At 66.6% G+C, this 21,423-nt stretch carries 24 protein-coding genes; 14 read left to right on the forward strand and 10 right to left on the reverse strand.

Annotated elements, in window-relative coordinates:
- Nucleotides 1-314: 314 nt before the first annotated feature.
- A complete protein-coding gene (locus HZR81_RS14195) occupies nucleotides 315-1,541 on the forward strand; it encodes an MFS transporter (RefSeq protein WP_500128495.1) in 1,227 nt (408 codons plus the stop codon).
- A gap of 131 nt (nucleotides 1,542-1,672) precedes the next feature.
- On the forward strand, nucleotides 1,673-2,620 hold the full coding sequence (locus HZR81_RS14200) for an alpha/beta hydrolase (RefSeq protein WP_500128496.1): 948 nt from the start codon (nucleotides 1,673-1,675) through the stop codon (nucleotides 2,618-2,620).
- 6 nt (nucleotides 2,621-2,626) lie between these two features.
- Here the strand turns inward: HZR81_RS14200 and HZR81_RS14205 are convergent, their stop codons facing one another.
- Together HZR81_RS14205 and HZR81_RS14210 are read right to left on the reverse strand one after the other, a co-directional pair.
- Nucleotides 2,627-3,640: an alpha/beta fold hydrolase gene (locus tag HZR81_RS14205; RefSeq protein WP_500128497.1), complete on the reverse strand. Its 1,014-nt coding sequence runs from the start codon at nucleotides 3,638-3,640 to the stop codon at nucleotides 2,627-2,629.
- Nucleotides 3,641-3,760: 120 nt separating this feature from the next.
- Nucleotides 3,761-5,380, reverse strand: a complete 1,620-nt coding sequence (locus HZR81_RS14210; protein ID WP_500128498.1) for a methyl-accepting chemotaxis protein — start codon at nucleotides 5,378-5,380, stop codon at nucleotides 3,761-3,763.
- Nucleotides 5,381-5,873: 493 nt separating this feature from the next.
- Between HZR81_RS14210 and HZR81_RS14215 the strand changes: the two genes are divergently transcribed.
- A complete protein-coding gene (locus HZR81_RS14215; RefSeq protein ID WP_102839943.1) occupies nucleotides 5,874-6,224 on the forward strand; it encodes a DUF6746 family protein in 351 nt (116 codons plus the stop codon).
- Between the two features lie 22 nt (nucleotides 6,225-6,246).
- On the opposite strand, the gene HZR81_RS14220 is transcribed toward HZR81_RS14215, so the two are convergent.
- On the reverse strand, nucleotides 6,247-6,672 hold the full coding sequence (locus tag HZR81_RS14220; protein ID WP_500128499.1) for a 3-isopropylmalate dehydratase: 426 nt from the start codon (nucleotides 6,670-6,672) through the stop codon (nucleotides 6,247-6,249).
- A gap of 113 nt (nucleotides 6,673-6,785) precedes the next feature.
- Between HZR81_RS14220 and HZR81_RS14225 the strand changes: the two genes are divergently transcribed.
- Nucleotides 6,786-7,634 carry an AraC family transcriptional regulator gene (locus HZR81_RS14225; RefSeq protein ID WP_500128500.1) on the forward strand — a complete coding sequence of 283 codons (849 nt, stop codon included), beginning with the start codon at nucleotides 6,786-6,788 and terminating at the stop codon, nucleotides 7,632-7,634.
- On the opposite strand, the gene HZR81_RS14230 is transcribed toward HZR81_RS14225, so the two are convergent.
- The 3 genes from HZR81_RS14230 to HZR81_RS14240 form a co-directional block, all read right to left on the reverse strand.
- Nucleotides 7,631-8,218 carry a LysE family translocator gene (locus HZR81_RS14230; RefSeq protein ID WP_500128501.1) on the reverse strand — a complete coding sequence of 196 codons (588 nt, stop codon included), beginning with the start codon at nucleotides 8,216-8,218 and terminating at the stop codon, nucleotides 7,631-7,633. The genes HZR81_RS14225 and HZR81_RS14230 overlap by 4 nt on opposite strands.
- 84 nt (nucleotides 8,219-8,302) lie before the next feature.
- Nucleotides 8,303-8,512 (reverse strand): hypothetical protein, encoded by a 210-nt coding sequence (locus HZR81_RS14235; RefSeq protein WP_063542643.1) that lies wholly within the window; start codon nucleotides 8,510-8,512, stop codon nucleotides 8,303-8,305.
- A 53-nt stretch (nucleotides 8,513-8,565) separates the two neighbouring features.
- Entirely contained in the window at nucleotides 8,566-8,754 is a 189-nt protein-coding gene (locus HZR81_RS14240; protein WP_500128502.1) for a hypothetical protein, read from the reverse strand.
- A 205-nt stretch (nucleotides 8,755-8,959) separates the two neighbouring features.
- Between HZR81_RS14240 and HZR81_RS14245 the strand changes: the two genes are divergently transcribed.
- Entirely contained in the window at nucleotides 8,960-9,358 is a 399-nt protein-coding gene (locus HZR81_RS14245; RefSeq protein WP_063542639.1) for a hypothetical protein, read from the forward strand.
- 206 nt (nucleotides 9,359-9,564) lie between these two features.
- The gene (locus HZR81_RS14250) at nucleotides 9,565-10,830 is read left to right on the forward strand and encodes a DUF445 domain-containing protein (RefSeq protein WP_500128503.1); all 1,266 of its coding nucleotides are present in this window, start codon (nucleotides 9,565-9,567) and stop codon (nucleotides 10,828-10,830) included.
- A 5-nt stretch (nucleotides 10,831-10,835) separates the two neighbouring features.
- Here the strand turns inward: HZR81_RS14250 and HZR81_RS14255 are convergent, their stop codons facing one another.
- From HZR81_RS14255 to HZR81_RS14270, 4 genes are all read right to left on the reverse strand, one after another.
- Nucleotides 10,836-11,471 (reverse strand): ABC transporter ATP-binding protein, encoded by a 636-nt coding sequence (locus HZR81_RS14255; RefSeq protein ID WP_500128504.1) that lies wholly within the window; start codon nucleotides 11,469-11,471, stop codon nucleotides 10,836-10,838.
- Nucleotides 11,464-12,225: an ABC transporter permease gene (locus HZR81_RS14260; RefSeq protein WP_063542633.1), complete on the reverse strand. Its 762-nt coding sequence runs from the start codon at nucleotides 12,223-12,225 to the stop codon at nucleotides 11,464-11,466. Before HZR81_RS14260 ends, HZR81_RS14255 begins: the two co-directional genes overlap by 8 nt.
- Nucleotides 12,222-13,229 carry an ABC transporter substrate-binding protein gene (locus HZR81_RS14265; protein WP_500128505.1) on the reverse strand — a complete coding sequence of 336 codons (1,008 nt, stop codon included), beginning with the start codon at nucleotides 13,227-13,229 and terminating at the stop codon, nucleotides 12,222-12,224. Before HZR81_RS14265 ends, HZR81_RS14260 begins: the two co-directional genes overlap by 4 nt.
- Nucleotides 13,230-13,337: 108 nt before the next feature.
- Nucleotides 13,338-13,781, reverse strand: coding sequence for an HIT family protein (locus tag HZR81_RS14270; protein WP_013983560.1), 444 nt, complete (start codon nucleotides 13,779-13,781; stop codon nucleotides 13,338-13,340).
- Nucleotides 13,782-14,005: 224 nt separating this feature from the next.
- Between HZR81_RS14270 and HZR81_RS14275 the strand changes: the two genes are divergently transcribed.
- From HZR81_RS14275 to HZR81_RS14310, 8 genes are all read left to right on the forward strand, one after another.
- Nucleotides 14,006-14,698: an MOSC domain-containing protein gene (locus HZR81_RS14275; protein WP_500128506.1), complete on the forward strand. Its 693-nt coding sequence runs from the start codon at nucleotides 14,006-14,008 to the stop codon at nucleotides 14,696-14,698.
- 89 nt (nucleotides 14,699-14,787) lie between these two features.
- On the forward strand, nucleotides 14,788-15,342 hold the full coding sequence (locus HZR81_RS14280; RefSeq protein ID WP_500128507.1) for a COG3904 family protein: 555 nt from the start codon (nucleotides 14,788-14,790) through the stop codon (nucleotides 15,340-15,342).
- 1 nt (nucleotide 15,343) lies between these two features.
- Nucleotides 15,344-16,093, forward strand: a complete 750-nt coding sequence (locus HZR81_RS14285; RefSeq protein ID WP_200629654.1) for a CPBP family intramembrane glutamic endopeptidase — start codon at nucleotides 15,344-15,346, stop codon at nucleotides 16,091-16,093.
- A 120-nt stretch (nucleotides 16,094-16,213) separates the two neighbouring features.
- Nucleotides 16,214-16,633 (forward strand): YciI family protein, encoded by a 420-nt coding sequence (locus HZR81_RS14290; RefSeq protein WP_500128508.1) that lies wholly within the window; start codon nucleotides 16,214-16,216, stop codon nucleotides 16,631-16,633.
- 17 nt (nucleotides 16,634-16,650) lie between these two features.
- The gene (locus tag HZR81_RS14295) at nucleotides 16,651-17,067 is read left to right on the forward strand and encodes a VOC family protein (protein WP_125868147.1); all 417 of its coding nucleotides are present in this window, start codon (nucleotides 16,651-16,653) and stop codon (nucleotides 17,065-17,067) included.
- Between the two features lie 199 nt (nucleotides 17,068-17,266).
- A complete protein-coding gene (locus tag HZR81_RS14300; RefSeq protein ID WP_500128509.1) occupies nucleotides 17,267-18,430 on the forward strand; it encodes an acetyltransferase domain-containing protein in 1,164 nt (387 codons plus the stop codon).
- Nucleotides 18,431-18,618: 188 nt separating this feature from the next.
- Entirely contained in the window at nucleotides 18,619-20,157 is a 1,539-nt protein-coding gene (locus tag HZR81_RS14305; RefSeq protein ID WP_500128510.1) for a type IV pilus assembly protein FimV, read from the forward strand.
- Between the two features lie 159 nt (nucleotides 20,158-20,316).
- On the forward strand, nucleotides 20,317-21,324 hold the full coding sequence (locus HZR81_RS14310; protein WP_161612252.1) for a ribonuclease Z: 1,008 nt from the start codon (nucleotides 20,317-20,319) through the stop codon (nucleotides 21,322-21,324).
- The last annotated feature ends 99 nt before the right edge of the window (nucleotides 21,325-21,423 follow it).

Genomic DNA, 21,423 nt, shown 5'->3' on the forward strand with positions numbered 1-21,423 from the left:
AAGCCGTTCGACGTCGTGTCGCTCCAAGTGCTGGAGCCGCTGCCGGCCACATGATTTTCTGGAGCTGGTTCGCAAAATACTGAGCCGACCTGGCGGTCACCCTGACCAGAATCAAGATCATCGTCAGAATCAAGGCGCCAGCCGAACGTCCAGAGTTACGCCTCGATTCTCCGACTGACGCACCGCTCCCTTGGCGAACTCCGGCGCGCGGATGCAATCCCACCACCCTGTACATCTCCTTCTTCGGCGGTATGGCTTTACCTGCGCCCGCAGGCGTGAATAATGCCGCCCCTTTTCGACGCAACGAGGTAACCATGACGGCGCCAGCCACCGCAGCGACTCCGCCCCTGTCCGCCCGTGCCGTACTGCTGATCGAACTGGCGCTGGCCATGGGCGGCTTCGCCATCGGCACCGGCGAGTTCGCCATCATGGGCCTGATGCCCAACGTCGCAGCGGGGCTGGGCATCAGCGAACCCCAGGTGGGTAACGTGATCAGCACCTACGCCCTGGGCGTGGTGGTGGGTGCGCCGCTGCTGGCGATCCTCGGCTCGCGGCTGTACCGCCTACACCTGCTGCTGTTGCTGATGGGCTTCTTCGCCCTGGGCAACTTCGCCAGCGCCCTGGCACCGGACTACGCGACGCTGATGATCGCCCGCTTCGTCACCGGCCTGCCTCACGGGGCCTATTTCGGCGTGGCAATGCTGGTGGCAGCCTCCATGGTGCCGCCGGACAAGCGCGCCCAGGCCGTGGCGCGGGTGCTGATGGGCCTGACCGTGGCGATCCTGATCGGCAACCCACTGGCCACCTGGCTCGGCCAATGGCTGAGCTGGCGCTACGCCTTCGCCCTGGTCGGCGCCATCGCCCTGCTGACGGTACTTCTGGTGGCGCTGTTCCTGCCGCTCAACCGCGACGAGCCGCGAAGCAGCCCGCTGCATGAGATCCGCGCGTTCAACCGGCCGCAGGTCTGGCTGGCCCTGGCGATCAGCTCGATCGGCTTCGCCGGCATGTTCTGCGTATTCAGCTACATGGCGCCAACGCTGCTCGAAGTCACTGGTGTCAGCGCCGGCTGGATTCCCTTCGCCCTCGCCGCCTTCGGTCTGGGCGGCATCGTCGGCAATCTGGTCGGCGGCTGGCTGTTCGACAAGCTGCGTTTCAAGGCCGTCGCCTGGCTGCTGCTGTGGAGCGCACTGGTGCTGCTGATGTTCCCGCTGGCCGCGCACTCGGTGTGGACGATCTTTCCGGCGGTGTTCGCAGTGGGCACCATGGTTTCGCTGTCGCCGGCGCTGCAGACCCATCTGATGGATGTCGCAGCGGACGCGCAGACCCTCGCCGCGGCTTCCAACCACGCCGCTTTCAACATCGCCAATGCGCTCGGCCCGTGGCTGGGCGGACTGGCGATCACCGCCGGTTTCGGCTGGACCTCCACCGGCTATATCGGCGCCGCCACCGCCGTTGGCGGCCTGCTGGTGTTCGCCTGGGCCTGGAAGATCGAGCGCGCGGTGCAGGACGCCGACGCCAGGCCGGCGACCTGCTGCTCCTGAGGCCGTAGCCGACCGTCCGCCGGCGGCGACAATGGCGCGCAACATGCAGTAATCAGTGAAGCGAGGAGCCGCCTTGCAGATCGTTCGGCAAGCGGGTCCTATCTACGATTCCTGATTTCGAGACCCTCACCTTGCAGCACTTCTTCCTGTTCCGCAGCAAAGCCCGGCGGATTTGCCTGTTGCTTATTACCCTTTTCGCCGTCGGCCTGCCGGTCGGCTGCTCGGTGCTCGAGCAGAAGGAGCGCGAGCTGGTGTTCCGCATCGAGCCGGGCAACGCGTCCTGGTTCAGCGGCCTGCCGCGCGGCGTCGAGGAGCTGCAGCTGACCGATTCGGCATTCGGCGACGAGCAGAACATCCATGCCTGGTGGTGGCCGGCGGCTGAAGTCGACGCACCGGCGCTGCTCTACCTGCACGGCGTGCGCTGGAATCTCACCGGCCATCTGTTCCGCCTCGAGCAGCTGCGCAAGCTGGGCTTCTCGGTGCTGGCCATCGACTACCGAGGCTTTGGCCAGAGCCTTGGCGACCTGCCGTCGGAGCGCAGCGTGTATGCCGACGCGCGCATCGGCTGGGAACGCCTGAAGGAATTGCAGCCGGATCCCAGCAAGCGCTTCATCTACGGGCATTCCCTCGGCGGCGCGGTGGCCGTCGACCTGGCCGCCGAACTGGGTCAGCAGGCCGAACGCGACGAAACACCCGCCGAGGCGCGCGCGCTGATCATCGAGTCGACCTTCACCTCGCTGGCCGATGTGGCGACGGCCGTGTCCGACACCACGCTGCCGGTGCGCTGGCTGCTGTCGCAGAAATTCGATTCGCTGGAGAAGATCGACCAGATCGGCATGCCGCTGCTGGTGGTGCACGGCAGCGATGACCGCTATGTACCGCCGCGCTTCAGCGAGCAGCTGTATGAGGCCGCGCGCCAGCCCAAGCAGTTGCTGCTGGTCGAGGGCGCGACCCACAACAACAGCCTGCGCGTAGCGCTCGGCGCCTATGGCCGTGCCTTGCAGGCGCTGCTGGAATCCGGCGAGCAGCGCCTGGGAGCCGCACAGGCGCCCCAGGCAAACGCTGCGGAGCGCGGCTGATCGGCCTTAGCGCTTGGCCTCCAATCCTTCGAGCAAGGCACGGTGAAACGCTTCCGGCGCCTCGACCTGGGGTGAATGCCCCAGATCGGGGAAGGCCACCAGCTTGGCATCGGGAATCATCGCGGCCGCCTGCCGACCCAGCTCGGGGTAGTTGCCCAGGCGCTTGGCGACATCCGCCGGTGCACGGTTGGCGCCCGGCGCGGTGCGGTCCAGCCCGCCGATCAGCAGCAGGGTCGGCATCTCGAGCCGCGAGAACTCATGGATCACCGGCTGGGTGAAGACCATCTCCGAAGTCTGTGCCTGATTCCAGGCGACCTGCTCCTTGCCATCTCCGGCGTACATCCCAGCGAGCATTTCCACCCAGCGGTCGTACTCCGGCTTCCAGTCGCCGTTGTAGTAGAACTTCTGCTGATAGGCCTTGATGCTGTCGAAATCGGTCTTGAGCTCCGACTGGTAGAGCTGATCGATGGAGGCATAGGGCACGCCCTCGGCCTGCCAGTCCTCCAGACCGATGGGGTTGACCAGCACCAGCCGCTCGACTCGCTGTGGGTGGTTCAGCGCCAGCCTAGCGGCCAGCATGCCGCCCATGGAATGGCCGATCACGGTGACCTGTTCGATGTTCTCCTGTTCCAGCAGCGCCTGGGTGTTGTGCGCCAGCTGGGCGAAGCTGAACTGGTAGCCCTCGGGCTTGCTGGAGCTGCAGAAACCGACCTGATCGGGGGCGATGACCCGGTAGCCGGCCTTACTGAGCACCTCGATGGTGCGCTCCCAGGTCGCCCCGCAGAAGTTCTTGCCATGCAGCAGCAGCGCCGTGCGGCCATTGGCCCGGCCGGTCGGCGCGACGTCCATGTAGGCCATCTCCAGCGCCTTGCCCTGGGACTCGAACCGGTAGTGCTCAAGCGGGTGCGGATAGCTGAAGCCTTCCAGCTGCGGGCCATAGACCGGCCGGTCTTCAGCCAGCAGCGGCAAGCTCAGGGTAAGACCGGCGGCAAGCGCCAGGGCGGACACGGCAGTTCTCACGTGCGACTCCTCGTTTGGTACGGATCGGGACAAAGCTCCGTACATAGGAATGCATTCGTGCTGCCGGGTTCGCGGCCGGAGTGCGACAACACATGTCCCGACCGCGTCCGACGAGCCGCTTCAGAGACGGAAGCGCCCGACCAGCTGGTTGAGCTGGGTGGCCAGGCGCGCCAGCTCGTCGCTGGCCACCGAGGTCTGCTGCGCGCCGGTGGCGCTCTGTTCAGAGATGTCACGGATGGCCACCAGGTTGCGGTCCACTTCCCGCGCGACCTGCGCCTGTTCCTCGGCGGCACTGGCGATCACCAGGTTCATCTCGTTGATCTGCCCGACCCGCTCGGCGATCAGCCCCAGCGCGTGGTCGGCCTCACCCGCCATACGCTGGCTGCGCGCGGCAAACTCGCTGCTCTGCTGCATGTCGCGCACCGACTCTTCAGTGGCACCCTGAATGGCGCCGATCATGCGTTCGATCTCCTGGGTCGAGCTCTGCGTGCGCTGCGCCAGATTTCGCACCTCGTCGGCGACCACCGCGAATCCGCGTCCGGCCTCGCCGGCCCGCGCCGCTTCGATGGCCGCGTTGAGCGCGAGCAGGTTGGTCTGGTCGGCGATCGCACGAATCACATCCACCACCTGCCCGATGCTCGCCGCCTCTTCGGCCAGATGGGTCACGGTCGCTGCGGTCTGCTGCAGCTTGTCACTCAACTGGTCGATGGTCTGGCGCGTGGCGGTGACCTGCCGGCGTCCGTCGTCGGCGACTGACTCGGCATCGCGCGAGGCATCGGAGGTGCGGTTGGCGTTGCCGGCCACTTCGTCGACCGCCGCGGACATCTCGGTGACCGCGGTGGCAGCCATCTGCACTTCCTCGTTCTGCTGATGGATGCCCTGAGCGGTGTGCTGGGTGACCGCGTGCAGCTCCTCGGCGGCTGATGCCAGTTGGGTCGCCGAGCCCTGGATGTCCTGCAGCGTATCGCGCAGGGTCTGCTGCATCTGGCGGATCGACCGCTGCACCTCGGTGATTTCGTCACGCCCGCGGCACTCGATGGCGCGGCTCAGATCGCCCGCGGCCACCGAGGCCGCCGCCTGCTTCAGCTCATCCAGCGGCCGGCTGATGCTGCGCAGCATGACCGTCGCGAACAGTCCACCACCTACCAGCAGCGCCAGCAGCAGGCCGATATTTAGCAGGCGATTGCGCTGATAAAGCGCCTGCGCCTGCTCGTACTCGGCCTTGGCCTCGCCGAGCTGCAGTTCGATCAGCTGGTTGAAGCCTTCGGAGATAGGGTCGATCAACGGGTACAGGTCGTTGATGACGAATGCCGCCAGGCGTTTCTCACTGTGGCGGTCCAACGTACGCTCGAGGGCGTCGAACGGTTCGTCGGCGGCTTTCATCAGGGTCTCGATACGCGATGCCAGCTGGCGCTCGGCATCGATCAAACGCGTGTTCAGGTACGCGCTCCAGAGACGGTTGATCTCGGCGCGGGCGTTGCGCACCTCGTCGCGCGCCTGGCCATAGCTGAGCATGCCGCTGCGAGTCTTGTGCGTGGTATCGACGATCTTCACCGCGTACAGGTCGGCGATCAGCTTGAGATCGCGCAGCGGCACCACGCGATCCAGGTACACGGTGTTGAGACCGGCGACGCTGCGCTGCTGCGCGTTCAGCCCGGTCAGGCCGATGACCAGGCAGGCCGCGAGCATGGCCCCGACCAGCATCAGCAGGCGGGCTCGGATAGTCAGTTGCTGCATCATTCGTTCTTTTCCATATGGCGTGCCGTCCGATGGATCGGCAATTGGCAAAGGCATGAGGTTCGAATCGGCAGGCCAGACGACAGGCCGTGCCGCATGGTCCTGTTGCAGGACGCGTATCCAAGAGACGGAGCAGATGCGTGGCGAATTGTTGTTGAGCCCCCGCAGGTGCCGGCGGCCATCAAGGCCATATGCCAGCAAGCGAACTGCTATCGGCCGAGGACTTCCCGGCTTTAGCGAAAAGATCGTCGCAATAGGCATGCCAGAGCGGCCGGCGTGTCACGACAAGCGGAACTTTCGCGCCCGTGGTCGGCCGCCTCGGTCTTTTCCCAAATCGCCGTGGCATCAGCAGGACAGAAGTCCGCGCGACCGCACCGCCAGCCAATCAGCAGGCGCATGCGACTAATGGCGCAGCGCAGACTGTGCGCTGCCACACATCGTCCGGATGAGCAGGTGATACCTTCGCGCCCGACATTTTTCCAGCAAGGGATCTTTCGTGAAAACGCTCATCCGGACCGCCGCCCTGGCGCTGACCACTCTCGCCACCGGCCATGTGCTGGCCGACGCACAGCCGTCGCGCAACCTGGCCGAAGCGGTGAAGAATTTCTCCGACTACAACTCGCGCCTCGAACAGGCTCTGGCGCAGGGCCAGACGCCGGAAAACATGGCGCACATCCACGAGCTGACCTACACGTTGAAAGCGGCCCTGGAAAAGATCGTCGAGGAAATGGATGGCCTGAACGACACGCTGGAAGAGATCCACATCGCCTCGGAAGCCGAGAATGCCGACGACCTGAAGAGCTACGGCGCCGACTACCTGAAGACCGCGCGGACGGTGATCAAGTAACCGAGCTCGTTCCGCCGCCCGATCAGCGCTCGACCGGCACGATATCGAAGCCGATGCGGTTGTCGCTGATGACGCGGTACTCCAACACCTGCCCCGCTTGCACCTGCGCCAGCTTCTCGCGGCGCAGGCTGAGCTTGCCGCACAGGGTGTCATCCAGCGGATCGGTGCCGATGCTGACGATCCGCGCACCGGCCGGCACCTGGAAGCGCACCATCTCACCGACATGAATGCGCGCCGCCAGCTGGCGATCGATCAGCACGGCGATGTAGCAACCGCCACCACGCAGGCCGAAGTCCCGCGTCACCACCACCTCGCCGGCGTTTTCCAGCGGCTGCTGGTAGGCCAGCACCCGCTCGGCCGGCACCGGCTCGATATCCTCGGCGTCGGGCTGCCAGGACGAGCAGCCGGCCAGCGAAAGCAGTGCGATGAAGACAAGCAACGGGCGCATGTGAACTCCTTGTTCGGAAGACGAAGCGGCGAGCCGGACGATCGAGCATGCCAGAGCGGCGGATGATTGCTAGAGTCAGACCCCTGTTTCGTATCGATGACGGCAGGCGCAACGTGAATAACCCGGACGACGATCAACCCCGCTTCTGGCGCGACCCGGCCCTGCCGTTCCTCGAAGTGCGCGCCGTCGCCGACGGGCGCAAGGTCTGCTATGCGCCGCACTGTCACGAGACCTTCTCCATCGGCGCGATCACCGCCGGCGCCAGCACCTACTTCAACGGCGACGCCCGTGAACGGGTCGCCCGCGGCACCCTGGTCTTGATCAACCCGCAGACCGTACATGCCTGCAACCCCATCGACGGCCAGCCCTGGTCGTACCTGATGTTCTATGTCGACAGCCGCTGGCTGGGCGCCCTGCAACACGAACTGGGAGCGAGCCCCGACGGGACGTTCGTGCCGTACGGCCCCATCCAGAGCACCGACCCACTGCTTTTCAGCGCGCTGAGGCAACTTCACGCCACCTTGCTCGATCCGCACTCCGACACGTTGCACAAGCAAAGTGCAGCGGTCGAATCCTTCACCCTGCTGCAGCAGACCCTGGCTCCGTCTGTCGCCGGGCGCGGCATAGAACCGATCGAGCAGCTGCGACGGGCGGCCGACTACATCGCCGAGCACTGCACCCGCGCGTTGCGGCTGGAAGACATCTGCCAGGCCGCCGGATTGTCGCCTTCCTACCTGATTCGTACCTTCCGCCAGCACTACGGCATGACGCCGCATGCCTACCTGCTCAACCGTCGAATCCAGCGCAGCCAGCACTGGCTGCGCCAGGGCCGTGATCTGGCCGATGTGGCGCTGGCCGCCGGTTTCGCCGATCAGGCGCATTTCCAGCGCACCTTCAAGCGCCAGCTAGCGGCAACCCCCGGCCAATACCGCGACCGCCCGGCGTCATCGGCGCGCCGCTAGCCGACCATGAGATACAGCGCACTGCCGATCAGCAGCACGGCCATTGACCGGTTCAGCCAGCGCACTCGCTGCGGCTCCTGCAGGTAGCGCGCGAGAAAGGCACCGGCGCCGGCCCAGCAGGCGATCGAGGCGTAACAGATCACGAAGTACAGCCCGGCGAACAGCCAGACCCGCAGTACGTCACCGCTCGCGGCGAACAGCCCCATGCCGGCAACCGACGCCAGCCAGGCCTTGGGGTTGAGCCACTGCATCAGCGCGCCGGCGAACAGCGAAGGCCCACTCGTGGCGCCTTCAGGCTGCAGCCGCCCGTCATCGGCCGCCAGACGCCAGGCCATGTAGAACAGAAACGCCACCCCGCCCCACTGGATCCCGCGCAGCAGTATCGGGGCGCGTTCCAGCAGTTCGTACAGACCGAGGCCGATCAACAGCAACAGCAGTGTGAAGCCGATGGTGGCACCGGCGACGTGACGCGCGCTGGCGCGAAAACCGAAGCGCGCGCCGCAGCTCAGCGCCATCAGATTGACCGGCCCCGGCGTGATCGAAGAGGCCAGGGCAAACGCGGCCATTGAAAGATAAGGGTCCATTAGTACTCTGCTCGCCAGTCCGAAGATGGCTGCAGGCTACCGGCGTCGGCAACTCGCCTTATTGAAGGAAATTGCCCTACCGCCTCAGAGGTGGTGACTACCCGGATAGGGCCGCTCTTCCTCCAGCTCGCCGTCACGCCCGATGACTTCCACCGAAGCCGTGCGCCCCTCCATGAACGCATCCAGCGCGCTGTACATCTCGTCCTTCGTGAGGGTGCGCAATACCGTCTTCTGCGTCTGCTGGTCTTCAAGCTCCCAGCCGATCGCGGTAGGCCTGACCTGATAGATATCCATGATGACGCCTCCTGGCGCGAACTAGCCGCCGGCCGGCGGGCACAAAATGACCATTAGCTCGGCTCGTCGGAACCGTCCTGGCCGAGGATATCCGGATCGTTCGGAAGCACTTCAGGCTCGTCCGGATTGTCCAGGCGCGACGGTTGTTCGTCGTAATCAGGATCTTCGCCGGCGTTCTTCTCGCCGCCGTCGGTCATGGTGACGTCAGGCTCATCGCCGGTCTGCGGGTCGTTAGCGTTCATGATCGCCTCGGCTTGCGGTGGTGGCTGTCATTCGATTGGAGGCGGCAAACATCACCGCGTTCGGCACGACAGGCACCGGCCGTCCGAACGGTGGACAGCATTGCCGCGCCCGACGCCCTCGGCAGGCGCGACCATGCAACCGATTGCGCTGCCTGTGCGGCTACACCACACTGGCCACTCACACCCCACCGCAGTCGGAGATTCCATGCAGACACTCACCCCACAATCCCGCGCGGCCATTCTCGAAAACCCGGACGCTCTGGAATGCACCCTCTACCGCCCCGACGAATATGACGAGGAAGCGGAAGAGCAGGATCTCGGAGACGCGCGCATCGTCATCAGCGGCCCTTTCCAGGCGCCGACCGAATGGGATGCCAAGGATCGCGACGACTACTTCGACGGCACCGCGCCGGAAGCCTTCGTCGTCGCCCGCATCGCCTGTCAGGCGGCACCCGATTCCGGGGTCTATTTCACCGCCGTGCCCGGCGACTATGCCGCGGTGACGGAAAGCCCAGGCAAGATCTCGATGTTCTACGTCTGGGACTGCCTGAACGACGCCGAAGGCCAGTACGTGCTGATCCGCGAGGAAGAAGACGAGGTCTGATTCACAAGGCAACGCCCACCTCACGGCTTCATGAGAACCGTAGGGTGGGCTTCAGCCCACCAGAATTACCGCAGATTCAGCGGTGGGCTGAAGCCCCACCCTACAGCTGGCCCGCGAAAAGGAGCGGTCCGCCCTGCGTCGACCGACCTCGCACCCCTGCTTCGCTGTCTACTGCACACTAGCCCACCATCGACACGAGGAACCGCATGCGTTCGCTGATCAGCGCCTGGCAGTCACCGGTTTCGCGAATGAAGCTGGTCGCCGGCCTTCTGTTGCTGTTGGCCGCCCTGCTGTACATCGTCGCGACCCGTTTCGAGACCGTTCACCCGGCCTGGGGCTATGTCGCCTCTTTCGCCGAGGCTGCCATGGTCGGCGCGATCGCCGACTGGTTCGCCGTCACCGCCCTGTTCCGCCACCCGCTCGGCCTGCCGATTCCGCACACGGCGATCATCCCGCGCAGCAAGGCGCGCATCGGCCGCAACCTGTCGAGCTTCATCACCACCCACTTCCTCGCCACGCCGCTGGTACTGGCCAAGCTGCAGGAGCTGGACCTCGCCTCGCGCCTGGCCGGCTGGCTGCGCCATCCGCGTAATGCCGAAGCGGTCGGTCGCCGGCTCACCGGGGTCGCGCATTTCGGCATCGCCGCGCTGCATGACGACCGCGTGCGCGCCTTCGTCGAAGCCAAGGTGATCGGCCGCCTGCGCAAGTTCGACCTCGCCCCGCCGCTGGCCCAGGCGTTACGCGTATTGACCAGCCAGGGCCGGCATCAGGCGATGCTCGACGAACTGCTGATCCGCCTCGACTCGATCATGCAGGACGAGGAAACCCGCGCGCTGGTCGCCGATGCCATCAGCCGGGAAATCCGCACCCTGCGCTACCTCGGCCTGAGCCGGCCGGTGAGCGGCTGGTCGGCGAACAAGTTCGTCGACGGCCTGTCCGCGCTGATCGCCGAGATCGCCGCCGACCCCGAGCACCTGATCCGCCAGCGCTTCGACGAGCATGTCGGCGAATACATCGAGCGCCTGGAACAGGACCCGCACTACGCCCTGGAGGTCGAGCGCATCCTCGCACAGCTGCTGGAACACCCGGCCACCAGCGCCTATTTCGGGAATCTCTGGCAGGAACTGACGGCCTGGCTGGAAAGCGACCTGGCCAGCGACGACTCACGCATCGGCCGACGTATCGTCGCGCTCTGCCGCGGCCTCGGCGACGGCCTGGCCGCGGACGAGTCCATGCGCAACTGGATCAACGAACAGCTGCTCGCCGCCGCCCCCGGCCTGCTGGAACGCTACCGCGGGCAGATCGGCGCCTATATCGCTCAGCGCGTGGAGAACTGGGAAAGCCGTGAACTGGTCGAGCAGCTGGAACAGAGCGTCGGCAAGGACCTGCAGTACATCCGCATCAACGGCACGCTGGTCGGTGGCCTGGTCGGGCTGGTACTGCATGCGCTGACGCAGCTCGTGGCCGGCTGAAGGGCTCAGGCGCTCCGCAGCGGCACGCCGATCCGGCTGCCAACCGTCAGCGGCTCATCGCAGCGCAGCGTCGCCGGACGGCCGGAGAGCCACCACCGGCGGTTGGCCAGTTCCTCGGCATCGCGCGGGTCATGGGTCACGCAGATCATGGCCATCCCGGGATGCCGATCGAGCAGCTGCGCGATCAGGACGCGCAGCTCGGCGGCGCGTTCGGCATCCAGCGAAGCGAAGGGTTCGTCGAGCAGCAACAGATCCGGCTCGATCGCCAGACAGCGCGCCAGTGCCGCCCTGCGCGCCATGCCCAGCGAGAGCTGATCCGGCAGGCTGTCGGCCGCGCCACTCAGCCCCACCTCGGCCAATAGCCGCTCGATGTCGGCCGGGCTGGCGCCGACCAGTGCCAGGTTCTGCCGCACCGTACGCCAGGGCAGCAGGCGGTGTTCCTGGAACAGATAGCCGACGCGCAAGCCGGCGCGCTGCTCGATCATCGGCCGCAGCTGCGGATCGAGCCCGGCGATGCCGTTGAGCAGCGTCGTCTTGCCGACACCGGACGGCCCGAGCACACAGATGCGATCGCCGGCGCGCACCTGCGCCTCGATCACACCGAGCACCGGGTGACGGCCATCCAGGCGCAGCTCAAGCATGGCGCACACCCGCTTCGCGCCAGGACGATGCACGACGCTCCAACGGCTGCAACAGCGCCAGTTCGATCAGCTGCACCACTGCGATGAACGCCAGGCTGTAGGCGAGGATGCTGGCCACGTCGAATATCTGGAAGGCCATGTGCAGCTGGAAGCCGATGCCATCGGAGCGCCCGAGCAACTCCACCACCAGCACGATCTTCCAGATCAGCGCCAGCCCGCCGCGGGTCGCCGCCATCAGGTAGGGAAACAGCTGCGGTAGCCAGACATGCCTGATCCGCTGCCAGCGCGTGAAACGGTAGACCATAGCCATCTGTTCCAGCTTGGGATCGATACTGCGTGCGCCTTCGCGCACCGTCACCGCCACGTTGGGCACCTTGTTGACCACCACCGCGAGCACCGCCGCCGCTTCCACCAGGCCGAACCAGACGTAGAGCAGGATGATGGTGACCAGCGCAGGCAGGTTGAGGAACAGCACCAGCAGCGGATCGAGCAGCGCGTTGGCCAGCCGCGAACGGCCCATCCACACACCGAGCAGCGTGCCCAGCGCCATGGCCAGGGCGAAAGCGATCAGCACCCGGCGCAGGGTCACCAACAGATGCTCGGGCAGCTCGCCGCTCTGCAGCGCCAGCCAGAAAGTCTCGAGCACGGCGGCGGGTGTGGGCAGCAACGGCGTCTTCACCACCAGTGCGATGCCGGCCCAGAGCAGCAGCGCCAACGGCAACGCGACCCAGCAGGCCCAGCGCGAGCCGTTCATGGTGCGCTCTGGAACAGCGCGGCCGGCATCAACTTGGCCGAATCGCTGCCGGTCAGCACCAGCAGCCGCTGCAGGTCGGCGATACGTGCCGCGTCCAGCGGCTGCGGAATGCCCGCGACGAAGCTGTCGCGCAGCGCGGCGAACACTGCCTCATCGTCGGCGCGCATGAGCGGACGGATTGCTTGCCAGTACGCCGGCTCGGTGGCGAGCTCGTGCTTGCTCTGGCGCAGCGCGCTGGCGAAGCGCTGCAGCAGCACCTCGTTGGCCTGCGCCCAGGGTTCGGGAAACAGATAGCCGAGTACCGGCAACTGCGCATCGAGTTGCAGATCGTCCAGCAAGTCATCCAGGCCGAAGGCAGCCTGCACCCCGCCCTCGCCGCGCATGCGCGCGGAAAAGTGCCAGAAGGTCAGCAGCGCATCCAGCTGGCCGCGTCGTAGCGCCTGACCCAGCAGCGGCGGCGCGGCGTATTGCACGCGGGCCTCCCTGGCGAGATCGATGCCCTGCTCCGCCGCGGCACGTTGCAGCAGCCGCCAGCCGAGGCCGTCCGGCCCGCCGGCGACGCCGATACGCTTGCCGCGCAGATCGGCCAGGGTGCGGACTCCGCTGCCGGTCGGCACCAGCACTTCACCGAGCTGCGAGGAAAACGGCAGGTAGCGATAGCTGCTGCCCGCCTCATGCCGCGCCTGCGCCCAGGGCAGGTCGCTTACCGCGCCATCGACGCTGCCGCTGGACAATGCCAGGCGCGACGCCGGCACGTCGGCCGCCAGGCGCACCTTCAGTTCGAAGCCGTTGGCGTGGTCCAGCTGACGTCGTTTGAGGTGTTCCAGCTCCCAGTGCGGCGTGCCGAACTGCAGCACGCTCAGGGTGAGCACCGGCAACGCCTCGGCGCGGGCGCACCAGGGCAGCACGACGATGCTCAGCAGAACGCCGAACCGCAGCCACCTGCTGCAGGCGCTGAAGGCATGCTGTATACGGCGAACGAGGACGAGCGTGGGAGGCATCATGCCCGCAGGGTACGAAGCCCCCCGGCGGGCACGAATTGTACTTTGGTGCCTGTTTGCTGCTGCGATGGTCGCGAAGCGCGCCGGCCGCCGACATGGCCGGCGCCGCGATCAGGCCTGGGTGGCGATGCGTTGCAGCAGGCGCGCCTGCAGCTTCTCCAGCTCCGCGGGATCGGCCTTGCCCGCCGCGTGGATGCCCAGCCCTTCACCGGCGTAACGCGGCACGATGTGCATGTGGATATGGAACACCGTCTGCCCGGCCGGCGCGCCATTGAACTGGGCGACCTGCACGCCGTCGGGCTCGAGCTCGGCGACGATGGCCCGGGTCAGCTTCTGCACCACCTTGATCACCTTGGCCAGCGCCTCGCTGTCCACGTCGAGGATGTTGCAGGCCGCCGAGCGCTTGGGGATCACCAGCGTGTGGCCGAAGGACTGCGGGAACAGATCGAGAAAGGCGAGCACGTCGTCGTCCTCGTAGAGCTTGTAGCAAGGGGCGTCGCCGCGAATGATCTGGGCGAAGATGTTCTGCGGATCGTAGGTCGTGGTCAGGGACACCTGGTGTTCTCCGGCGAATGGAAAAGGCTGACCTTAGCATTCTCCAGGCGCCGGCGAAGCGAGCAAGGGGCCTGCCGTCACGCTGCAACGCGCGACGGTGCAGCCCGAACGGCATCGGCGAGTTGTGCGCGGGCAGCAGCACCGCGGCGCTGAACACGCGCCAGACGGCCACGCGCTGCGGCACAATCGGCGCTTCGCCAGCCGCCATCTGCAAGGAGCCCCGCATGCAACTGGCCAGGATCGAACAGCTGCTCGTCGGCAAAGCCGTGCCCTTCACCCGTCCCGGCAGCCACAGCGCCATCGCCAAGCAGCCCTTGAGCGGGCCGATGGCGGTCGGCAGCGAAGGGCTCACCGGCGACGAACAGGGCGATCGCCGTGTGCATGGCGGCATCTACAAGGCGCTGCATCACTACCCGTTCGAGCACTATCACCACTGGCGTGCTCAGCTCGGCCATTCGCCGCTGCTCGAGCGGCCCGGAGCCTTCGGCGAGAACATCAGCACCACCGGCCTCGGCGAGGCCGACCTCTGCCTGGGCGACGTGCTGCGCTGTGGCGACGTGCTGCTGCAGGTGGCGCAGACCCGCCAACCCTGCTGGAAGCTCAACGACCGCTTCGGCGTTCCGGATATGGCCTTGCGTGTGCAGCAGAGCGGGCTGACCGGTTGGTATTACCAGGTGCTGGAGCCCGGTCAGCTGCAAGCCGGACAGATGCTCGTGCTCGAGCAGCGCCCCTTTCCAGGCTGGCCGCTGACACGGGTAATGGACGTGCTGTACCGACGCACGCTGGACCGCGCCGAGCTCCATGCACTGGCCGAGCTGCCGCTGGTGCCGAACTGGCGCAAGCTGGTGGACCGCAGGCTGGAAAGCAATGCGGTGGAGGACTGGAACAAGCGGCTACAAGGTCTTGCCGATGCCTGACCGGTCCGTAGCGGGCACACCAAGGCAGTAGGCGAAATCCGGCGGCACAGGTATCTTCGCCAACCTCTCAACACAGGACCGCCCGCTCGATGCTTCGCCTCGCCACCCTTTGCGCCCTGGCGCTGTTCGCCTGCACCGCCCACGCCAAGGTCGAGGTCCTGCCGCTGGAGCACGAGGACCAGGGGCTGGTGCTGGTGGCGCGGGTCACCGAGCAGATCGCGCCGGGCGACTACGAGGCGTTGCTCAAGGGCATCATGGCTCATCCCGGCAAATACGCGCGCAAGCTGCTGATCCTCGACAACATCGGCGGCAGCGCGCCGGAGGCCATGCGCATGGGCTACCTGCTGCGCGAAACCGGCTTCGATGCGCTGGTGCCGGCGAGCGCGGTCTGCCAGGGCAGTTGCATCTACCTGCTCGCGGCTGGCCGGCAACGCACGATACGCGGGCATGTCGGCCTGCATCGGCCGTATATCGCCTACGGCGAGTCGGCACTGTCCAGCGGCCAGCGACCGCGGCGCACGCCAAAGGCGTACCTGCGCGACATGGGCGTCAACCCGCGGCTGGCCGACGACATGCAACTGATCGATCCGTGGCGCATGCGCGTACTGACCCACCGTGAGCTGGCGCGCTATCGGCTGCAGTGACATGCGCACGGCACTGCCCTACGGCCTTCCTCTCACCGCGCTGCTGGGCGGCCTGGCACTCGGCCTGATCGAGCCGATCGGGGCGCTGCTCGTGCTGGCGTTCGCCGGCTGGCTACTGGCCGAGCCGCACCTGCCACGGCTGCCGTGGCTGGCAACCACCTTGATTGGGGCCCTCCTGCTTGCCGCGCATCTGCTGCCCGGCTTCAACCCGCTGCCCCTGGGGCCGCCGCAGGACCTGGGCGGTGCGGCGCCCTGGCAATTGCGGCTCAGCCCCGACAAGGCGATGGTCGCCGCGCTGCTGCTCGCCTGGTGGCTGGGCCAGCCGCGCGCAGCCTGGCGCTCGAAGCGCTGCACATGGCTGGTCTCGGTCGCGTGCCTGGCATCCGTGCCGCCACTGGCCGTGGCCGGCGGCGTTCTCGCCTGGCAGCCGAAGTGGCCGGCGCAGTTGCTGGCTTGGCTGGCGGTCAACCTGGCCGTCACCTGTCTGGCCGAGGAGCTGATCTTCCGCGGGCTGTTGCAACGCGAGCTGGTCGCCCGCTTTGGCGCGGCCATCGGCATCGGCCTGGCGACAACCCTGTTCGGCGCGGCGCATCTGCCCTTCGGGGTCGGCTTCGCCCTGCTCGCCAGCGTGGCCGGGTTGGGCTACGGCCTGGCGTTCCACTGTGCCGGCGACCGGCTGTGGGTGGCCGTGCTGCTGCATGGCGCACTCAATTGCCTGCATCTGCTCCTGCTGAGCTATCCGCTGCGCTGATCGGAAATTTTTCAACGCCCTGTCGATTCGTCCCGCGCTCGTTCGACCAGTGATCGGAGCCGGCGGAAATCTCGACAACCCCGTCTAGGCTCCTTTTCCATCCAACGAAGGAGTCGACCGATGCGTTTCATGGTGATGATCAAGGCCACGCCGCAAACCGAAGCCGGCGAGATGCCCAGCGAGGACGTGCTTGCGGCCATGGGCCGTTACAACGAGCAACTGGCCGATGCCGGCGTACTGCTCGGCGGCGAGGGTCTGCAGCCGAGCAGCAAGGGCGCGCGGGTGCGCTTCGAGGGCGAGCGCTGCAGCGTCATCGACGGCCCGTTCGCCGAGACCCGCGAGCTGATCGCCGGCTTCTGGCTGTTCCAGACCGCTTCGCTGCAGGAGGCGATCGACTGGGTCAGGCGCTGCCCGCCGTCCGCCATCGGCGAGGCGGAGATCGAGATCCGCCAGGTCTTCGAAGCGGAGGACTTCGGCGCCGAGTTCACCCCCGAACTGCGCGAGCAGGAAGAACGCCTGCGTGCGCAACTCAACCACTAACAGCAAGGAGCACGAAGATGAAGCTTTCCACCTACCTCACCTATGACGGCAATGCCCGCGAGGCCTTCACCTTCTACCAGCAGGTGCTGGGCGGCAACCTGGAGCTGATGACCTTTGCCCAGGCGCCTGAGGCCGAGCAGTTTCCCGCCGAGTACCACGAGCGGATCATGCACGCCTGCCTCGACCTCGGCGACAGCACGCTGATGGCCTCCGACACGCTGCCCGGGGACACCTGTGGCGGAGGACCGTACGAAGGCATCAAGGGTTGCTCGATCTCCCTGCATCCCTCCAGTGTGGCCGAGGCCGAACAGCTGTTCGCCGCCCTGGGTGAAGGCGGTACGGTGATCATGCCGCTGGAGAAGACCTTCTGGGCCGAGCGTTTCGGCATGCTGACCGACCGCTTCGGTTTGTCCTGGATGGTCAACTGCGAGTAACGCCCGCCTCACCCCCCGCGCCCCTGTCGCCCCCCGAGGCAGCACAACGGCGCGCGGGACGGACAAGCGTTTGGATGCACGGCACTTTTGTTATAACGTATCGCACCTTTGCCGGGCGCCACCGTTGCCAGGTCATGTGAGACATCGCGTCCACCTGGCCGCGCGCCCGTTGTCCGCGAACTTCTGCCATGAGCCGTGCATGCCCGCCCCCGACCTGACCTCGCCCGTTGCGGCGCGCCTGCAATCCATCGACGCGCTGCGCGGCCTGGTGATCCTGTTCATGCTGCTGGACCATGTCCGCGAGACCTTTCTGCTGCATATGCAGGTGCCGGACCCGATGGACGTGGCGGTCACCGAGCCCGCACTGTTCTTCAGCCGCACCCTGGCGCACCTGTGCGCACCGGTGTTCATCTTCCTGACCGGGCTCTCGGCCTTTCTCTATGGCGAAAAGCATCAGGGTCGCCGCGCCGTGTCGAGCTTCCTGCTCAAGCGCGGGCTGTTTCTGGTGGTGCTCGAGTTCACCCTGGTCAACTTCGCCTGGACCTTCCAGTTCCCGCCGCAAGTGATCTACCTGCAGGTGATCTGGGCCATCGGCCTGAGCATGCTCGCGCTCTCGGTGCTGCTCTGGCTGCCGCGCCTGTGGCTGGTGCTGCTCGGATTGCTGATCATCGGCGGGCACAATCTGCTCGATCCGCTGCACTTTCCCGTCGGATCACCCATGCACCTGCCCTGGGCCATCCTGCATGATCGTGGCTGGCTCGAGGTCTCGGACAGCCTGCGCCTGCGCACCTCCTACCCGCTGCTGCCCTGGATCGGCGTGATCGCCCTGGGCTACGCCGCCGGCCCCTGGTTCGGACGCAACGCCGATGCCGAACGCCGTCAGCACAACCTCGCCAACTGGGGCAGGGCCGCGCTGCTGCTGTTCGTTCTGCTACGCCTGATCAATGGTTACGGCGAGCAGCCCTGGGTGGTTGGCGAGGATGGACTGCGGACACTGATGAGCCTGCTGAACATCACCAAATATCCGCCGTCGCTGCTGTTCCTCTGCCTGACCCTGGGCACCGGCCTGCTTCTGCTGCGCCACTTCGAGCGCCGCCAGGATCGCGCCTGGCTGCGCCCGCTGACGGTGTTCGGCGCAGCGCCGATGTTCTTCTACCTGCTGCACCTTTACGTGCTGAAGCTGCTCTACCTCGCCGCGGTGGCGATCTGGGGCCTGAACCGTGGCAGCCACTTCGGCTTCGAGGCGGTCTGGCCGCTGTGGTTGTGGACCGTTGTGCTGGCGGTGGCGCTGTATCCGGCGGTGCGCTGGTTTGCAATGCTGAAGGCCCGGCGGCGGGATATCACCTGGCTCAAGTACCTGTAGGCGAGACAGCGCGCGTCGCCCATGCCACCGATCCGAAAAATGTGAACTATCTAGCAAATTGCCATCACTGCGGACATCATAGCCAGCACGAGCGTTCGCTACGGGCCGGCTGACTGCCACAGGCCGCCCGCGGCCGGGTTTCCTTGCGCGGAACCTCGGCCAAAGCCCTGCTGGCACCCGGAATGTTTATGTCGTCGTTTCGTCTTGCCGTTTGGCCTTTCATCCTGCTTGCCGCCTGCTACACCCCCCTGGCCAGTGCCCTGGGGCTGGGTGAGATCAGCCTGCATTCGGCGCTGGCCGAGCCGCTCGAGGCGGACATCGAGCTGATCGACGCACGCGGACTGGGCGCCGATGACATTAAAGTGCGCCTGGCGCCGAACCATGTGTTCGCCCGCGCCGGCGTCGAGCGGCCAGACATTCTCGCCAAGCTGAGCTTCGTGCCGGCGCTCGACGCAGGCAGCCAGCGTATCCGCGTGAGTTCCACCACACCGGTGAACGAGCCCTATCTGAACTTCATCGTCGAGCTGACCCTACCGGGCGGCCAGCTACTGCGCGAGTACACCCTGCTGCTCGACCCACCGCTGTACCAACCGGATCTGCCGGCGCTGCCACTTGCCCAGCCGACGCCGGCCGTGGTCGGCATGCCGCCAGCTGAACCGGCACCAGCACGCACGCTGCCGATGGCCGAACAGGGCAAGCGGTATCGGATCCAGCCCGGCGACAGCCTCTGGGCCATCACCGCGCGACTGCAAGGTGGCAAGGCCGGCTCACGCGAAGCGCTGATGGCGGACCTCTATGCGCTGAACCCGGATGCCTTCATCGGCGGTGACCGCAACCGCCTGCGGGTCGGCGCCGAGATGCTGCTGCCAGACCACGTCGAGGCTTCTGCACCCCGACCATCATCGTCAGCGATCGAGCACGAGCCCGTCGCGGCGGCGCCAGCGGTCGAGCACGTCGCCTTCGAGCCTTCAGCGACGCCCGATCGCAGCCTGGAACAGGTGCTCGGCCAGCTCGAAGCCCAGGTGGTGAGCCTGCAGGCGCAGATGGAGGCGCAGAACCGCCTGCTCGCCGAAGCGCAGCAAAGCCTGGCCCAGCGCGAGGCAAGCCCGGCCGTCACCGAACCTTCCATCGCCCAGGTAGCGCCGTCCGACCTCGGCGCCGAGGCGCATCAGCCATCCGCCGCGCCGTTCGCCTCGGCGTTGGCTGCGCCGGCACTGGCGGAGCAGCCGGATAGTTCGCTCAGCAGCTCGTTACTGGTTGTGCCTGCGTTGCTTCTTCTTCTCGCGGGCCTGCTGCTGCGCCGACGCTCACGGGCGGCCGCAGCGGCAGCGCTGATGGTCGAACCCCGTCCCGTTGGGGCCAAGCGGGCGGAGGCATCCTTCCCGGACATCAACCCCTTCCAGCGCCAGGTGCCGATGGTCACCGAGATGACCGTGGACGAATACCTCGGCCATCACCCAACCGAACGGCCGGCTCCCGTCGCAGCACTGCCGCAGCCAACCGCGCCGGGCCTCGTTGGCCTGCGTCAGCCAAGCGAACTGGACGAGCTGATCGCTAGCGCATCCACCGGAAACAGGGATGCCGTTTGGCGCGCGGGCCTCAGCGAAGCCCTCGGCTGCCTCGACCGCGGAGAGCTCGACCGCGCGACCAGTCTGCTGGCGACCCTGCTCGACCAGGACGACAGCGCTCAGCGCGGCAGCGACGCGCAACTCGCACAAAGCGCCTGATAGCGAAGCGGCGCGTACGCTAGCGCATCGACGCTCGCCCTGGCCTCGTCACCGCAATACTCAGCCGGCGGCACACGTCGAGGAACAGTTACGCAACCGACAGCTGACGCACCAGTCGTACAGGCATACTGATCAGACCCCTTCTGGAGAACATGCCTCGTGGACCTGCTATTTCTCGGCACCTCATCCGGCACACCGACCCGCGCGCGCAACGTCAGCGCGCTGGCGCTGCTGGAGGACACCGGCAAGGCCTGGTACCTGATCGATTGCGGCGAAGGCACCCAGCATCGCCTGCTGCGCACGCCGCTGTCGCTGCACGACCTGCGCGCCATCTGCATCACCCACGTGCATGGCGATCACTGCTATGGCCTGCCCGGCCTGCTGGCCAGTGCCGGCATGATGGGGCGCAAGGCACCGCTGACGATCATCGCCCCGCAGGGCATCGAGACCTGGGTGCGGGCGACCCTGAGCATGAGCCAGAGCTGGCTGAGCTACGAGCTGGACTTTCATGCGGTCGAGACACTGAGCGAGTGGCGCAGCCCGAACATGCGCATCGAGGCGACCGAGCTGTCCCATCGCGTGCCCTGCTACGGCTACAGCTTCAGCGAGGCGCGCCCCGACCCGCGCCTGGACATCGAACGCCTGGAACGTGACGGCGTGCCGCGCGGCCCACTCTGGGGCCAGCTGGCACGCGGCTTCGACATCGAGCATGAAGGCCGAGTACTGCGCAGCGACGATTACCTGAGCTTCAGCCGCACCCCGCGACGCATCGTCGTCGGTGGCGATAACGACCGACCCGAGCTGTTCGCCGAAGCCTGTCGTGACGCGCAGCTGCTGGTACACGAAGCGACCTATACCGAGGCGGTGGCCAACGACGCGCGCAATGACTTCGGCCACAGCACCGCAGCAGCGGTGGCGCGCTTTGCACAGGCGGTCGGGCTGCCGAACCTGGTGCTCACCCACTTCAGCGCGCGCTACCAGAAGAGCGCCGGTCGCGGCCATTCGATCGAGCATCTGCGGGCCGAAGCCGCTGCACTGTACGCCGGCCAGCTGCTGCTCGCCGAGGACTACATGCGCCTGCATCTGGGCAAAGACGGCAACCTGACCCGCGTCGAACCACCCGACAGCTCGCGCCCGCCACGTCGCGGCAGCGAGAGCGGCGCCTGATGCGGCAGAGGGAAGCCAGCCGCCACCGAACCGCCGATACATTCGCAGGCGCATGTTGACGTTTACGTAAAAGAGCAGTACTGCTATGCGCTCCGCCTA

The sequence above is a fragment of the Pseudomonas sp. LM13 genome (assembly GCF_041381355.1).
GTDB classification, from domain to species: Bacteria; Pseudomonadota; Gammaproteobacteria; order Pseudomonadales; family Pseudomonadaceae; genus Stutzerimonas; species Stutzerimonas frequens.